Origin of the sequence: Microcoleus sp. EPA2, assembly GCA_020882975.1 — a bacterium.
Classification (GTDB): domain Bacteria; phylum Cyanobacteriota; class Cyanobacteriia; order Cyanobacteriales; family Microcoleaceae; genus Microcoleus.
The window spans coordinates 1-14,500 of the sequence record JAHRFD010000061.1 but is presented as its reverse complement, the minus strand read 5'-3'; the positions used below and the strand labels follow the sequence as shown (position 1 = coordinate 14,500).

At 45.1% G+C, this 14,500-nt stretch carries 18 protein-coding genes; 11 read left to right on the top strand and 7 right to left on the bottom strand.

Features of this window, described 5'->3' with window-relative positions; all coding sequences use genetic code 11:
- Positions 1–324: 324 nt before the first annotated feature.
- The 3 genes from trpC to AAFP14_RS26275 all read left to right on the top strand — a co-directional run bounded on the left by trpC (position 325) and on the right by AAFP14_RS26275 (position 2,993).
- A complete protein-coding gene (trpC, locus tag AAFP14_RS26285) occupies positions 325–1,227 on the top strand; it encodes an indole-3-glycerol phosphate synthase TrpC (RefSeq protein WP_341735112.1) in 903 nt (300 codons plus the stop codon).
- A 276-nt stretch (positions 1,228–1,503) separates the two neighbouring features.
- Positions 1,504–1,749, top strand: a complete 246-nt coding sequence (locus AAFP14_RS26280) for a DUF5340 domain-containing protein (protein WP_340525933.1) — start codon at positions 1,504–1,506, stop codon at positions 1,747–1,749.
- 86 nt (positions 1,750–1,835) lie between these two features.
- Entirely contained in the window at positions 1,836–2,993 is a 1,158-nt protein-coding gene (locus AAFP14_RS26275) for a pyridoxal-phosphate-dependent aminotransferase family protein (protein WP_341735111.1), read from the top strand.
- A 55-nt stretch (positions 2,994–3,048) separates the two neighbouring features.
- Here the strand turns inward: AAFP14_RS26275 and AAFP14_RS26270 are convergent, their stop codons facing one another.
- From AAFP14_RS26270 to AAFP14_RS26250, 5 genes are all read right to left on the bottom strand, one after another.
- Positions 3,049–3,264 (bottom strand): DUF2949 domain-containing protein, encoded by a 216-nt coding sequence (locus AAFP14_RS26270; protein WP_340525937.1) that lies wholly within the window; start codon positions 3,262–3,264, stop codon positions 3,049–3,051.
- 471 nt (positions 3,265–3,735) lie between these two features.
- A complete protein-coding gene (locus AAFP14_RS26265) occupies positions 3,736–3,870 on the bottom strand; it encodes a hypothetical protein (protein ID WP_341735110.1) in 135 nt (44 codons plus the stop codon).
- A 188-nt stretch (positions 3,871–4,058) separates the two neighbouring features.
- Positions 4,059–4,571: a DUF192 domain-containing protein gene (locus AAFP14_RS26260; RefSeq protein ID WP_341735109.1), complete on the bottom strand. Its 513-nt coding sequence runs from the start codon at positions 4,569–4,571 to the stop codon at positions 4,059–4,061.
- 430 nt (positions 4,572–5,001) lie between these two features.
- Positions 5,002–6,438 carry a 9,9'-di-cis-zeta-carotene desaturase gene (gene zds, locus AAFP14_RS26255; RefSeq protein ID WP_341735108.1) on the bottom strand — a complete coding sequence of 479 codons (1,437 nt, stop codon included), beginning with the start codon at positions 6,436–6,438 and terminating at the stop codon, positions 5,002–5,004.
- Positions 6,439–6,548: 110 nt separating this feature from the next.
- Positions 6,549–8,180, bottom strand: coding sequence for a DUF6930 domain-containing protein (locus tag AAFP14_RS26250; RefSeq protein ID WP_341735107.1), 1,632 nt, complete (start codon positions 8,178–8,180; stop codon positions 6,549–6,551).
- Between the two features lie 164 nt (positions 8,181–8,344).
- Between AAFP14_RS26250 and AAFP14_RS26245 the strand changes: the two genes are divergently transcribed.
- The 4 genes from AAFP14_RS26245 (at position 8,345) to rlmN (ending at position 11,197) form a co-directional block, all read left to right on the top strand.
- Complete coding sequence (locus AAFP14_RS26245) at positions 8,345–8,698, top strand: HesB/IscA family protein (RefSeq protein ID WP_340524627.1); 354 nt, start codon at positions 8,345–8,347, stop codon at positions 8,696–8,698.
- 73 nt (positions 8,699–8,771) lie between these two features.
- On the top strand, positions 8,772–9,188 hold the full coding sequence (locus tag AAFP14_RS26240; protein WP_340524629.1) for a tetratricopeptide repeat protein: 417 nt from the start codon (positions 8,772–8,774) through the stop codon (positions 9,186–9,188).
- A gap of 347 nt (positions 9,189–9,535) precedes the next feature.
- Entirely contained in the window at positions 9,536–9,733 is a 198-nt protein-coding gene (locus AAFP14_RS26235; RefSeq protein WP_340524632.1) for a hypothetical protein, read from the top strand.
- 354 nt (positions 9,734–10,087) lie between these two features.
- On the top strand, positions 10,088–11,197 hold the full coding sequence (rlmN, locus tag AAFP14_RS26230) for a dual-specificity RNA methyltransferase RlmN (protein WP_341735106.1): 1,110 nt from the start codon (positions 10,088–10,090) through the stop codon (positions 11,195–11,197).
- Between the two features lie 85 nt (positions 11,198–11,282).
- Here rlmN and AAFP14_RS26225 read toward each other — a convergent pair whose 3' ends face one another.
- Complete coding sequence (locus AAFP14_RS26225; RefSeq protein WP_341735105.1) at positions 11,283–12,137, bottom strand: lysophospholipid acyltransferase family protein; 855 nt, start codon at positions 12,135–12,137, stop codon at positions 11,283–11,285.
- A gap of 419 nt (positions 12,138–12,556) precedes the next feature.
- On the opposite strand from AAFP14_RS26225, the gene AAFP14_RS26220 reads away from it, so the two are divergent.
- The 4 genes from AAFP14_RS26220 to AAFP14_RS26205 all read left to right on the top strand — a co-directional run bounded on the left by AAFP14_RS26220 (position 12,557) and on the right by AAFP14_RS26205 (position 13,971).
- Positions 12,557–12,718: a hypothetical protein gene (locus AAFP14_RS26220; RefSeq protein ID WP_341735104.1), complete on the top strand. Its 162-nt coding sequence runs from the start codon at positions 12,557–12,559 to the stop codon at positions 12,716–12,718.
- Between the two features lie 234 nt (positions 12,719–12,952).
- A complete protein-coding gene (locus tag AAFP14_RS26215) occupies positions 12,953–13,255 on the top strand; it encodes a UPF0175 family protein (protein WP_341735103.1) in 303 nt (100 codons plus the stop codon).
- 99 nt (positions 13,256–13,354) lie between these two features.
- Positions 13,355–13,648 (top strand): DUF433 domain-containing protein, encoded by a 294-nt coding sequence (locus AAFP14_RS26210; protein WP_341735102.1) that lies wholly within the window; start codon positions 13,355–13,357, stop codon positions 13,646–13,648.
- Positions 13,648–13,971, top strand: a complete 324-nt coding sequence (locus AAFP14_RS26205) for a DUF5615 family PIN-like protein (protein WP_341735101.1) — start codon at positions 13,648–13,650, stop codon at positions 13,969–13,971. The genes AAFP14_RS26210 and AAFP14_RS26205 overlap by 1 nt, the downstream gene beginning before the upstream one ends.
- Positions 13,972–14,209: 238 nt before the next feature.
- Here the strand turns inward: AAFP14_RS26205 and AAFP14_RS26200 are convergent, their stop codons facing one another.
- On the bottom strand, positions 14,210–14,383 hold the full coding sequence (locus AAFP14_RS26200; protein ID WP_341735100.1) for a leucine-rich repeat domain-containing protein: 174 nt from the start codon (positions 14,381–14,383) through the stop codon (positions 14,210–14,212).
- Positions 14,384–14,500 lie beyond the last annotated feature (117 nt).

Here is a 14,500-nt window from a genome sequence, read left to right as displayed (position 1 = left end):
TCACCTCCTTGCTTACATCTTAACGTCTTTCTCTGCTTTTAAATGTTACGAATTAAGAAAGATTCAAGGCGGTTGAAACCGCCCGTGCCGCTTGCATCTCAGGTCTAAAGACTCAGAGTTTTCCGCTAGCCGAATGTTTTTTTATAATTTCTTGGTATCTCAATCTGGTATCCATTGAAGTATTGCCTCACTTTTATGGTAAGGTGCGTCGCCCTCTACAATCTGCAAGTTCCATCGAATATCTCATAGCGACGCACCCTACAAATTAGCACCACATTATATAATAGATTGAAACTTGTGCGATCGCCCTTAATCCCCCCTACTATGCTTCAAATCCGCCGCCGTCCCCCCAGCACCTCCGTTTCCGTACTCTACCTCAGCTACAAAATCGCCGTACCCGACGCCGAACCCCAGCACATCCTCGAAGAAATCGTCTGGCAAAAAGAAGCAGAAGTAGCCCAAAAGCGCGATCGCACCCCCTTAGCAGATCTTCACAAAAAACTCCCCTTTGCACCAAAAACCCGCGACTTTCTCGCCGCCCTCAAACATGGCAAAACCAAACCAGCCATCATCGCCGAAGTCAAAAAAGCTTCTCCCAGCAAAGGCGTAATTCGCGAAAATTTCGATCCAGTGGCGATCGCCCAATCCTACCAACAAAACGGCGCCACCTGCATCTCCGTACTCACCGACGAAAAATTCTTTCAAGGCAGCTTTGAAAACCTCAGCAAAATCCGTTCCGCCGTCGATTTACCACTACTTTGCAAAGAGTTCATCATCTATCCCTACCAAATCTATCTCGCCCGCATTCATGGTGCCGATGCCGTACTTTTAATCGCAGCTATTCTATCAGATAAAGACCTACAATACTTTGTAAAAATTGTCAAGACATTAGGCATGACAGCCTTGATAGAAGTTCACACTCAAGAAGAACTCGATCGCGTATTAACCCTAGAAGGCGTCAACCTAATCGGCATCAACAACCGCAACCTAGCAGACTTTTCCGTCAGCCTAGAAACCACCAGCCAACTATTAGCCTCGCGCCAAACCGAAATTCAAGCCAAAGACATCCTCATCGTCAGCGAATCAGGCATCCACACCCCCGACGACCTCGCTCAAGTCGCCAAGGCCGGGGCCGGCGCTGTCCTGATTGGCGAATCCCTAGTCAAACAGCCAGACCCAGGCTCAGCCTTAGCCTCCCTTGTCGCCGAGATCGCTACTATTCATTAGCGACAACTTAAAATAACCAAAAATCCTAGTGAGAGGTGGCATCAGAATCCTTCATCTCTCTCTTCTCCTACTCTGCGCTCTGGAGCGGTCTGGAGCGCTTAAATAAATCCAAAATAATTAACAACAATATCAAACGCCAGATTCCTTGACAATATCCCTAAATTCTGATAATAGTTAAGTTAGAAGAATTATGGGAAATCAAGTATTTATAATTCAATTCTCATACCTCATGGCAATTCCCATGAGGTGTCGGTTCACTGAGGTATGTCGTCTTTAATGGAACCAATTCCCCTTCCGTCACACGTTCACTACGAATTGCTACTTCAATTGTTGGAACGTAAAACAATGTTGGCTGTCAGTCCGCAATCACCACAGCAACAACAAGTTCAACAACTGATCGTTACTTTGCGGAAAGCCCTTGCCCTTCAGAAGCAATTAGAACAAAGTTGCGATCGCTCCAAATTACCAGTAGAATACCGCTGGTCGCTGAATGAGACAAATCCTAGGGAAATTAAAACTTAAAACTTAAAAAACTTAGAGAGACGATTCCGCAACACAGCTTTTTGATCTATTCTGTTAACTCCCACAGAAATAGTTAGGACAACATCATGGATAACAAATCAATGCTGATGATTCCCGGCCCCACGCCGGTACCCGAAGCGGCTTTGCTGGCGATGGCAAAACACCCCATGGGCCACCGCAGCAAGGAGTTTGATGGGATTTTTGCAGAATGTACCGAAAACCTGAAATGGTTGCACCAAACCAAGAGTGACGTCCTGAGTTTAACCGTTTCCGGTACAGGCGCGATGGAAGCTGGGATTATTAATTTCTTGAGTGCGGGCGATCGCGTTTTAGTCGGTACCAATGGTAAATTTGGTGAACGTTGGGCCGAAGTTGCCGAAGCTTACGGTTTAAACGTCGAAATCGTCAAAGCCGAATGGGGCCAACCTTTAGACCCCGAAAACTTCCGCGAAAAACTCGAAGCAGACACAGAAAAGCAAATCAAAGCCGTCATCATCACTCACTCCGAAACCTCCACCGGTGTCCTCAACGACCTCGAAACCATCAACCGCCACGTTAAAGCCCACGGTGAAGCTTTAATTATGGTCGATGCTGTAACCAGTTTAGGTGCTGCAAATGTGCCGATGGATGCTTGGGGAATTGATGTGATTGCTTCCGGTTCTCAGAAAGCTTACATGATTCCCCCTGGTTTGGGTTTTGTCGCCGTTGGCCCCAAAGCTTGGGAAGCTTACAAAACTGCGAAATTGCCCCGCTATTACTTGGATTTAGGCAAATATCGCAAAGAAGCTGCCAAAAATACGACTCCTTTTACTCCACCGGTCAATATGTTTTTTGGGCTGCAAGTAACTTTGCAGATGATGACAACTGAAGGACTAGAAAATGTCTTCGCGCGGCACAAACGCTTGATGACTACTACTCGCGCTGCTGTACAAGCTTTAGGTTTGCCCTTATTTGCTGCTGATGATTGCGCCAGCCCTGCGATTACTTCCGTGATGCCGCCCGCCGAAGTAGATGCACAAAAGGTGCGGACGTTGATGAGAAAGAGATTTGACATTTCCCTGGCCGACGGACAAGACCATTTGAAGGGCAAAATCTTCCGCATCGGTCATTTAGGCTTTGTGTGCGATCGCGATATTCTAGCAGCTATTTCCTCTTTAGAAGTGGTGTTGCGAGAAATGGGTTACGAAGGCTTTGTTCCTGGTGCGGGCGTTGCCGCCGCTGCGAAAATTTTAGCTGAATCTTAATCCAACTTGTTAAAGGATTTTAGATTTTATCTAAAATATAAAATCTAAAATCCTTTTAATATGCTTGGGCCAACCAATCAAAGATTTTATCTAACTGTTCTAGCGTCACCAAACCGTACTGCCACAATACCATCGGCAGGGAATTCGGGTCGCGATCGCGTTGGCGTTGTTCGTTACCGCCCACACGTTCAGCGACATCAATTGACGCGCGAGAAATCGCCAAATCTTCTTGTAAAAATCGAATTAAACGAGTATAAGTAGCGGGTGTCATTAATTTTTCCTCCAAGTGTAGGACACCATTTTCTGATGCGAACCTGATGTTTTTGATGAGTAATAAGCCAGTTTTAAATCTGTCTTGAAACTGTGGATATCTGTTAAAACAGTATTTGCAGTTAAAAATGGAAATTTGGTTCGTGAGTGCGACTCTAAAGCCAACCTTTCCCCAAAAGTGAAAGGTTTTCGATTTTTGTCGCTGGGGGTTCGAGGGATGTGCGATCGAACCTAAACTGAATACCTCTGCATCTTTGCAGCGCGAATTTAAATCAATTCTGCTACCTACTAAACACTACTAAACCAGGTTCAGAGTTTAACTTCATCTGCCAAAATGCAGAATCCGCAAATCTACTTGATTAATCTAGGTTAGATTTTGCGATCCAACCACAACCTGCTATCTCAAGCAGTCGTGGACGCAACCAGCATCGTAGCATCAAGCTTCGGATAGATTTAGTAGATTAAGTTTTCTCTAAGGAAGTTCCAGAGAATTTCTCCAGAGTGCCAGATCGCTAAATCGATCGCAGCCCATATCGTCTCTCAGAATCACCAGGGGGTCACTGACTTGTTCTTGTAACGGCGGACTAAAAATCTGCTGCTCAGCCAAACAAGCTCAGGACTGGACTTACTAAGATCGACATCGTAGCAAATCTTTTGGTACTTGTACCAACTTAATTATTAATAATTTAACAGATTTAATCAAGTTTTGTAAAGTTTCTAAATATTTATCAAAATAATGGGCTATGTCCCTCGACCAATTTTCCGGGAAAATCAACCTAAAATGACTTAATTCGGTTAAATAAACTCGATCGCAATTCGATCGCCAACTTTGAGGCCAAGTTCAGCAGCCCGCCCGCTACGGAGTTCGATGACTCGATCGACCATCGTATCTGGACCATAGGTGGGACAAGGATCGGCAGTACAAGGAGGTGCCGCAGGTTGGATGGCTGTCACCACTCCATCCCGCATAAAAATCATATCCAGAGAAATTTCACAATTTTTCATCCAAAAATTCACCCATCGCGCAGGTTTGAACTCAAACAACATCCCTCTGTCATCAGGTAGAAAAGTTCTATACATTAAACCCATAGCCTGTTGTTCGGGGGTGCTAGCGACTTCAAGTTCGATCGAGCGATCGGCTATCCTAGCTCTAGCAGACACAGGTAAAATTTGACCTTGGGAAGCTGTCACTGTAGGCTGCAATGCCAAAGTACCAGTAACCTCAGAATTCGCTACAGGCATTGTCGGCGAACATCCCAGCAAACATACACTTAGCCCAATACCCAGCAAATTAGCAAAATAACTCATAAGTATAAGGAAGAAGGAAGAAGGAAGAAGGAAGAAGCAAGAAGGAAGAAGCAAGAATTCACCCCCCTGCCCCCCCAAGGGGGGAAGGAATATCAATTCCTCTCTTCATCGTCCTGTATTCATTTCTCTCTGTGTTCTCTGTGTTCTCTGTGGTTAAATCATTCCGGTGCAACGGTCAACGATATCATATAAAATCTTCTCTTCATCGTCCTGTATTAAACTCTCTCTTCTCTTCCTTCGCGTCATGAGCGCCTTCGCGGTTAAATCATTCCGATATAACCGGAATTGATATAAGAAGCAAGAAGTAAGAAGGAAGAATTCAGCCCCCTAGCCCCGCCCAAGGGGGGGGATGGGGGAAATTCAGGAAGGCTATTGATACAGTAAGGTTTTGGGCCATCTGTATAGGACGTTTAATTAAAAGGACTAAGGACTAATGACTGTAAGCTTCCAGAATTGCCTTAGCCGCTTGATGGCCAGAAAGTGTTGCTCCTTCCATGCTATCAATATAATCTTGCTGAGTGTAACTTCCTGCTAGAAAGAAATTGCCGATCGGCGTTTTTTGAGCCGGCCGATAAACATCCATTCCCGGTGCTTCCCGATACAAAGATTGAGCCAGCTTCACTACACTATACCAAGTCATGTTTAATTCCCGTGCTGATGGGAATAAATCCTGAACTTGCTTGAGTACGTGTTGGGCGATCGCCTCATTGCTTTGTTTAATAAACGGATCTCCAGGAGTCAACACCAACTGCAACAGAGAACCTTCTCCTTCTTTATAATAATCCTTGGGACTCGTCAGCGCCAAATCAGCAAAACAAGAAAAATCTGCATCTGCTGAATATAGCAAATTATCAATTCCCACAGCGTGGCTCAACTGTTTGCGTTTGGCTTCATCTTCCAATTCCGTTACCCAACCGTCAAACCGCAATTGCACTGTAGCAACGGGCACAGCATCCAATTGGTAAATATTATCAAATTCCGACCATTTCCGCCAAGCTGGGGGCAATATTTTTTGAATTCCCGGCACATCCAATGCAAAAACATAGGCATCGGCAGTAATAATTTCTTCAGTTTCCCCACTAGCTACAGCTAAGCCAGTGACACGAGTTTCTGCACCTTCTTGAAACTGAATTTCTCGCACTCTGCGCCGCGTGTAAATTTTTGTACCTTTGCTTTCCAAATATTCCACAATTGGTTTGTGCAAATATTCGCTAGGAGAACCAGCCAACATTCGCATCACCGAGGCTTCTGTTTTGGTAGCAAAGAATTGAAAAATTGTCAACATACACCGGGCTGAAATATTTTCCGTGTCAATAAAACCCAGGGCATAGGCGATCGGATTCCACATTCTTTTGAGGGAATTTTGGTTGCCACCGTGGCTGCGAAACCAGTCAGCAAAACTGATTTTATCCAAATCGCGGATAGTTTTCATCGCCCCATCAAAGTCGATCAAACCTCGGACGATGGGGCTAGTTCCCAGGGCGAGGGAATTTTGGATTTTATCCTGTACCGATAGCTGAGATGTAGTGAAAAATGCCTTCAATCCGTGGAAAGGAGCACCTACCGGGAAACGAAAATCTAAACTACCTGTTTCGCCACCTCGATTGATAAAAGTGTGGACGTGTTCTTTCAGAAGCAAATCGTCAAAAGCTCCCACTTTTTTCATGAGAGCAAATAAGTTATAATAGCAGCCGAAGAAGACGTGTAAACCCATTTCAACGTGATTGCCATCGGGATCTACCCAACTGCCAACTTTGCCACCGACAAAGGGGCGGGATTCAAAAATTTCTACTTGGTGGCCTGCATCCACTAAATCGACTGCTGTTGTCATTCCAGCCAGTCCTGCACCTGCGATCGCAACCCGCATTTTCCCTATCCTTTACACTATTTTTACAAATTGTAACAAATTTAAGAATATCAGAAACTTGAGGAAAGACAGTTAACTGTCAACAGTCAACCGTCAACCGCCAAGTAACATCAAAAGGTCGGCATCAATTGCAGTGGTCCAATGCCTAAATCTTTAGCAGACACCCAGCGCACTTCAAACAAAGCGATCATATCTTTAAGTTGAGGTTGGCCGCGAGAAGCACCCATCAACCCTTTAGCAATCACCAAACCACACCAACCTTGAGTTGATTGACAGCGACGCTCCCATTTTTGCCGCGCTGCTTGATGCACCGGATCGTCTTCATTAAACTCTCCAAACAAATACAAATCGCCATTTTTAGCTTGCAGAATACCCAAATCATATTGCTCATCTTGAAAAGGATCTTCCCCCGGATTAAAGCAAATTGCCTTGACTCCTTCTGCTTCCTTCAAATCCTGAATCATGGTTTTTGCCTTCGGATGGGAAGTTTGAATCATCACCACCGGCAAACCATCTCCACTGGGATTAATATCAACTTCTGCACCTTGATAAAACTGGGCATTGCCACGCAAAAAATCTACTGTTGCCCAAGGTACGACACCGAGACTCAAAAATGAATTAGGCGGTACTAAATCGTCCCGCAGTGGAGGCATTTCAAATTCATCATCGTCATCATCATCTTCCAGCATCTGCCACAATTCGTCGGATACCTCCGGCATCGTGGAAACTTTCACCGATACCTGCTGAGTTTCCCCGTCAGTAAGGGGAACGGGAATGCGGTAACGGCTGCTGAGATTGGGAAATGTTTCTGCTGCCAGTTTGCGCCGACTATTGCGGAAAAAGCGGTGAAATGCTTCGAGAGCAACTAACATTGTCAGGGCTTCTTCTTCATAAAGAATCGATCGCAAACCTTCTAAAGGATGGAGGTTGCCAAAATTCGGTTCAATTTCCGATGGAGGTAAATCGGCTAAATCAATTTCTTCCTCATCTTCATCAAGTTCCATGGCACTTTCAAAAGTGAGAAACAAACAATCTTGCCCTAAAAAAGCCTGTTCCAAATCTTCAAAAGAATCATCATTAACGACTCGCTCTCGAAACCGCTTCAACGATTCTAGGGAGCGATAGAGCAAAACTCCATAATCCATTCTGCCCTGACCCAATACAGACACGTAAAGGCTGGCGACATCCCATTGATTGACTTCAATAGATATAATCTGATGTTCTCTCAAAGTCTGCCATGGAGCATCATGCCAAATTTGAGCAGCTTTTTCCATGAGAACATCAGCATACTGAGGAGGCAATTCAGGAGGTCTGTTGACGGCAACCTCTTCCATTCCCCGAAATATTTCGTCTATGAGGGGTAATTCCGGTACATAGTCGATCGCAATACCTAAATCTTGAAGTACCCCCCGCAGATAAAATTGAATTTCTCGGTTTTTGACAACTATTTTTTGAGGGCGGACTGCGGGAGAGGGACTTTGGGGATGTTCCATCGCTCGCAGCAGTGCCCGGACGATCGCCTCTGGGCCAGCATCCGGGCCCACCATATCCATAGCCCTGACAACCCCTTCAGAGCCATCCACCCAGAGAATGCACTCGCCACCACCCTCTAGGAAGTCATCGTCGTCTACGATCATGTGTGAGTCAGCATTAGACAAGGGTCGGCGATCGCCCTCCCACACGCTGGGAATTTGAGGTAGGTTTTGTAGCCGACGAAGAGTAGAGCGATTCAGCGCTGCCATTAGAGTAAGCCCGTTGGGTGAAGCATGGTTGCGGTGCCCCACTAAGGGTCAACCGCTGCCTTTCAATCATAAACCCTAGGGGGAAAGGGGGGGACAACACCTGTACAATGGATGAATTAAGATGAAACTCTTAGGATCAAATAGTATCAGGAGTTCAGAAAATTATGACTCAAGCCATTTCCCAAAAGCGGGGCATTCAAATGACTGACTCCGCAGTCCGTCAAGTATTGAGCCTGAGAGAAAAACAAGGCAAAGACCTCTGTTTGCGCGTAGGAGTGCGCCAGGGTGGCTGTTCTGGTATGTCTTATGTGATGGATTTCGCAGATCCTAGCACCGTCCAATCCGACGATGAAGTGTTCGATTACGAAGGCTTTCAGGTAGTGTGCGATCGCAAAAGCATTCTCTATCTCTACGGTTTAGTCCTCGACTTCAGCGATGCCATGATCGGTGGCGGCTTTCAGTTTACCAACCCCAACGCTACCCAAACTTGTGGCTGTGGTAGTTCTTTTTCTACATAAACTTGAACATTGGGCAAAAAATCATTAATTGCCCAATGCCCTTTTCAATCCCAAATTCCCAATCTCAACTCCCATGACTCCTGAAGAATTGTTTAAAGATGGTTTCGATCGCTACCAAGCAGGAGAAGCCCCAAAAGACTTGATTCCCCTGTTCAAAGAAGTGTGTCTGAAAGCGCCTAAAAACGGCAATGCTTGGGCTAGTCTCGCATGGCTATACCTATTGGAAGATAAACCATCATCAGCCCAAAAAGCAGCGAAAACCGCCGTTAAATTGAACCCTCACGACCCCCAAGCCCGGATCAACCTAGCAGTCGCCATCCTCGACCTGAAAGAAAAAGGAGTGCGGCCTCATGTAGAAATAACTCAGCAACTCTTGATGGCATCCGACGAGTTGCTAGAAGAAGTTAAAAAGAATTTTGAAGATGGGTTAAGCAGAAAACCAGACTGGAAGAGTCTCACCCGCGTTCAGCAATGGCTTTTTGAGCCTTAACCACAGAAACCAGTCGATTTTTGCGCGGGGATCGCAGAAATCGGCTTGGGGATTTATTACGATGTCGTAATAAATCAATAAATAACTTTATGGAAATCTCAGGAATGCAGTGCTAGTATTTGAAAACTTAGCTAATACGAACAGTGGGGCTGGACGCATTCCTCACTTTAAAATGCTGTAGAGGGAAACAATTGGAGTACCTTGAAGGAAGTTCTAGATATCCTTGACAGGACTCTGAAACCCAAACCAAATCGCTTGCGATTGGTGTGGGGGCGCCACACGATTCAGAAATCCGCCCAGCGGAGTACAGACTTAGTTAACAATACAGTACCAGGAGTTTGAAGACTATGAGCACTGAGAACCACGTTAATATCAAGCCAGCGACTCGCAATCACAAAGGTTTCTTTATTCAGCCAGCATCCTACAAGCTGATGAGTATTGATAAGTCTGGTTGGGCATTGATTTGCATAGACAAAGCGGTTTGTCACTATGTCGATCCTGATGACTTGCAACTACCGAATAAATCGGGAAATACTGAAGGTTAATCCAGCAGTTTTGAGAGACAATAAAATGCTTTACAGAAGTAGCTGCCCTCGATTGAGAGGCAGCATCTTTTTTTTGTTGACAGTAATTGGCAGAAAATATTGATGATATCAATTCCGGTTGTATCGGAATGATTTAACCGCGAAGGCGCTCTTGACGCGAAGTTCGAGAAGAGAGAGTTTAATACAGGACGATGAAGAGAGAATTTTATATAAAAGGGGAAGTTGAGGTAAATTTCTAATTAATTGGCAGAAAATATTTATGAAGTGGGTTCTAGCCAACTTCGCCCCCAAGAGACGGCAGCTTTGGTCAAGAAGTTTTAAGATAGAGGGTGGCTTTAAATTTTGTGATGACCTATGCCTCCTACTTCCGTTTCTCAGGTGTACTCTTCTGGTAATTCCAAGGGTGCAAATCAGTCTACCAAGACGGCTGCTTCTGGTGTTAATTCTGGTAAAATTCCGCCCTTGTTGGGGGCGAGTTTGGCTGAGTTAACGGAGTGGGTGCAGCAACAGGGCCAACCTGCTTATCGCGGTTCGCAGTTGTACCAGTGGATTTATGAAAAAGGGGCTCGATCGCTTTCTGAGATTTCTGTATTCTCGAAACAGTGGCGCGAGACTGTGGCGAAAATTCCGATCGGGCGATCGACTATTCACTATCGATCGGTTGCACCAGACTCCACCGTTAAGTATCTCCTAAAATTAGCCGACGGTCAAATCATTGAAACCGTAGGGATTCCCACCGAAAAACGACTGACAGTGTGCGTGTCTGCACAAGTGGGCTGCGCCATGGGCTGCGATTTTTGCGCTACAGGAAAGGGCGGTTTTAAGCGCAATTTAGAAAAACACGAAATCGTCGATCAAGTATTAACTGTTCAGCAAGATTTCGGGCGTAGAGTCAGCCACATCGTATTTATGGGGATGGGAGAACCATTGCTGAATGCAGAGAACGTTGTAGCTGCTGTCAAATGTTTGAATCAAGATGTGGGAATTGGACAACGCAACATCACCATTTCCACCGTCGGAATTCGCAATCGCATCCGCCAATTAGCGGAACATCATTTACAAGTTACCCTCGCCGTTAGTCTCCACGCTTCCAATCAAAGATTGCGCGAAGAGTTAATTCCTAGCGCCCGTCCTTATCCTTTGGATGAATTAGTAGCAGAATGTCGCGAATATGTGCAATCTACGGGGCGCCGGTTGAGTTTTGAATATGTCTTGTTAGCAGGTGTAAATGATTTACCGGAGCACGCAGCGGAGTTAGCAACTCATTTGCGCGGTTTTCAGTGTCACGTCAATTTAATTCCTTACAATCCGATTCAGGAAGCAGAATATCAGCGCCCTACTCCCAATCGAGTTAATGGTTTTGTGGCTGCTTTGAAGGAGAAGAAAATTGCTGTTAGCGTGCGGTATTCTCGCGGATTGGAGGCGGATGCAGCCTGCGGACAATTGCGGGCTTCGGAGGTGTAATTTTGGTGATTGGTGAGTGGTTATTTGTTACCAATGTCCGATGGCTTTCCTTCCTTTTGACATAGAATCCTATAGCTGGCAATTTTTAATTGGCAATTAAACGGTCTAATTCCTGTTGCATTTGCATTGTAACTAAATCGAAACAAGCATCAACATAATCGCGATCGCCCGCAGCATCCGCACCATACCTCTCAAAGACGATGGGTTTGCACACGCGAGTCCGAATTTGTACGGGCAAAGGTAGATGGGGCAAAGGCCCAAAACTCAATCCCCAAGGCAATCCTAAATACACCGGAAACACCACCGGATCGATGCCAAATAACCACGGCATCCCCCATTCATGCAATTGCTTTACTTCCTGATAAAAATCTCCCAGCACCATCAAAGTATCGTGGGCACCGTGGGAGATAATTGGTACAATGGGAACTGTTTCTCGCAGGGCTAATTTAATAAATCCTTTGCGTCCAGCAAAGTAAATTTTATCGCGCAAATGATAGGGACGGAAAGTATCTTCTGCGCCGCCTGGATAGACGAGCACTGGAATATTTTTGCGCAAAGCTGCGATCGCCATTTTGGGATGGGCCTTGATCGCACCACACTGCACTGCCATGCTAGCAAGCTCAGGAGAAACTTTCCAAACCGTCGGGTGCATTAATCCATAGGCTAACCTTTCGGTGCCGTACCTGTGGAACCATTCGTATAGGAACATAAACATATCGGGTGCCACAATTCCGCCGTTGTGAGAACCCACAACCAGCATTTTTCCGCTCGCTGGGACGTATTGCCAGCCGTCGCTTTCTACGCGAAAATAGTAGCGGTATAGCCACTCCCAGATCGGCAACATCAGTTTAATGAATTCGGGATTGCGATCGTCTAAAGATAAACCGTCAAAGCGAGAGGTTGTGCTGTGGCTTCTGGGAGTGGATGCAGAATATTTCATTGCTTGATGTTTCAGGGCGATCGATCGGCGGTAACAAAGTGTATTTTTATTATGGCAAATTATTGAAAGTTTACCTATAGTTATTTATAATAGCACCAAGGGCAAAAATCTCATAATGTTTATACTTACATCATCGTAGATATACATTTTCATATTTCCGCAAAAACCACTAAAAATCAAACACCACAATCGCTAATTTTATAAAAACATTAATTCATAATTAGGGGACATACTGAAGCTCATTTAAAATAAATAAATTCAAAATATACCAATTAAAATTAACTTATTAACTGGCAATAAAAATTAAAAGGTAGAGACAGATTGGTTAACTGTCCCTACCCAAGCACATACAGTTAGGATACATTTCATACTAAATTTAGAGAAAAGAATTTAATGTCACAAAAATCACAAAAATAACTATGAACAGCACAGCATCTCCCATGACCGATCGCGATCGCGCTAACCTCAGCCGCCCGATCGATTATACTTCCATCCGATCGGTACCAGAAATTTGGGCGATCGCCCAACAGAAATTCGGTCAAATAGTCGCCCTCCACGACCCCCACCATTGCCGTATCTGACCTGGCTGTAAAGTTTTCTGGTTGAGCTGGTGGTTCCCACTTACAGATAGACTCTAGCTCGATCGGGCAAGTTTTGGGAGCGATCGGATTTCCGCCAAGGTTGAACTCAGTGATTCGGATAGCTAAGCAACACAATAAAATAACAGATACTCGCACCGACTTCCTGCACAAATTGTCAACCAATCTACGGCGGGTAGTATATCAAATCTCTGAAATTAAAAAGTACCTTAAATCATGCTTCTTACGATCGACCTTCCCGACAATCTGCCCGTGACTGAAGCCGATGTGAGGATAGAATTGGCGATCGTACTTTATCAGCAGCACAACCTCAGTCTAGATAAAGCCGCTCAACTTGCTGTAATGTCTGTGGACGACTTCTACCAACTATTAATCGATCGCCATATCGTCACCCCGCCCGCAGATATCGATGACGAACCCGCCGAACTCGTCCTAGCCAGCCTCCGCACTTCCCTCCAGCAAATTAAAGAAGGCAAAGTGCATCCTATTTCCGAACTGTGGGATGGGACTGATGACTGACGAGATGCCCCAAATCCAGATTCTCTTTTCCGATGAGTTCAAAACACCTATGCGTAAGTCCTGTTTGTGCTAGATTTGAGTTTTTCCTAAGAGGTAAGTATGTCAGCAACTGCGATCGACATCGGCACGCTGGTTGTCAGTACGCCTGAAACCTGTGGAGGGCGTCCCCGCATTGCGGGAACTAGAATTTCTATCGCTCAAATTGCCGTTTGGCATCAACAAGGGATGAGCCCAGAAGCAATACTTGAAGAAATTTCCTATTTAAATTTAGCACAAATTTATGCAGCGCTATCTTACTATCACGCTAACCGCAAGGAAATTGAGGCTGATTTAGCTGCCGAATTAGCTGAGTACGAGCGATTGGAAGCCGATCGCAGGGCTGGGAGAATTTAATGAGCCAGATTCGTTTGTATTTAGATGAAGATACGCTCAGAAAAGCTTTCGTGCAAGCCTTGCGAGAAAATGGGATTGATGTAGTAACTGTTTCAGATGCCAATAATTTAGGACGTATAGATGAAGAACCATTGATATGGGCAACAGAGCAAGGTCGAGTCATTTATACTTTTAATAGTCGAGATTTCTGTCGGCTGCATGGGAGCTTTATCGCAGTAGGTAGAAGTCATGCCGGAATTATTGTTGCGCCCCGACAAAGTTATTCTGTCGGCGAACTGTTGCGCGGTTTGTTGAATTTGATTGGTAGCAAGTCTGCTGAATAAATGATGAATCAACTGGAATTTTTAGGTACTTACATCAGGTCTGAATAAAGGCATCTAATATTAGGTACGATCGATCGCTGGTAATAGCTGATAATAAATTAACATCAACAAGTAGAATCAGTCTTGCTTCTTACGATCGACCTTCCCGACAATTTACCCCTGACTGAAGCCGATGTGAGGATAGAATTGGCGATCGTACTTGAGCGACAACACAGCCTCCGTACCTCCCTCTAGTAAATTATGGTTCCCAGTTACAGATAGACTCTGGCTTGAGAGGACAAGTTTTGGGGGCGATCGGATTTCCGCTGAGATTGAGCCTATTCAATTTAGTCAAAGATTGCAAGGGTTTGATGTCTCTGATTTTATTGGCGTCAAGGTTGAGTACAGTCAGGTTAGTCAAAGATTTTGACATACTCCCCGGCGTAAACGCGCGGGGATTCTTTACGCTTCATCGAGATGTGCCACAAGTGGTCTTACCTTCTCTCTGCGTACATTTAGAGTCGTGGCAATGCCCTATCCCGACTTGAAG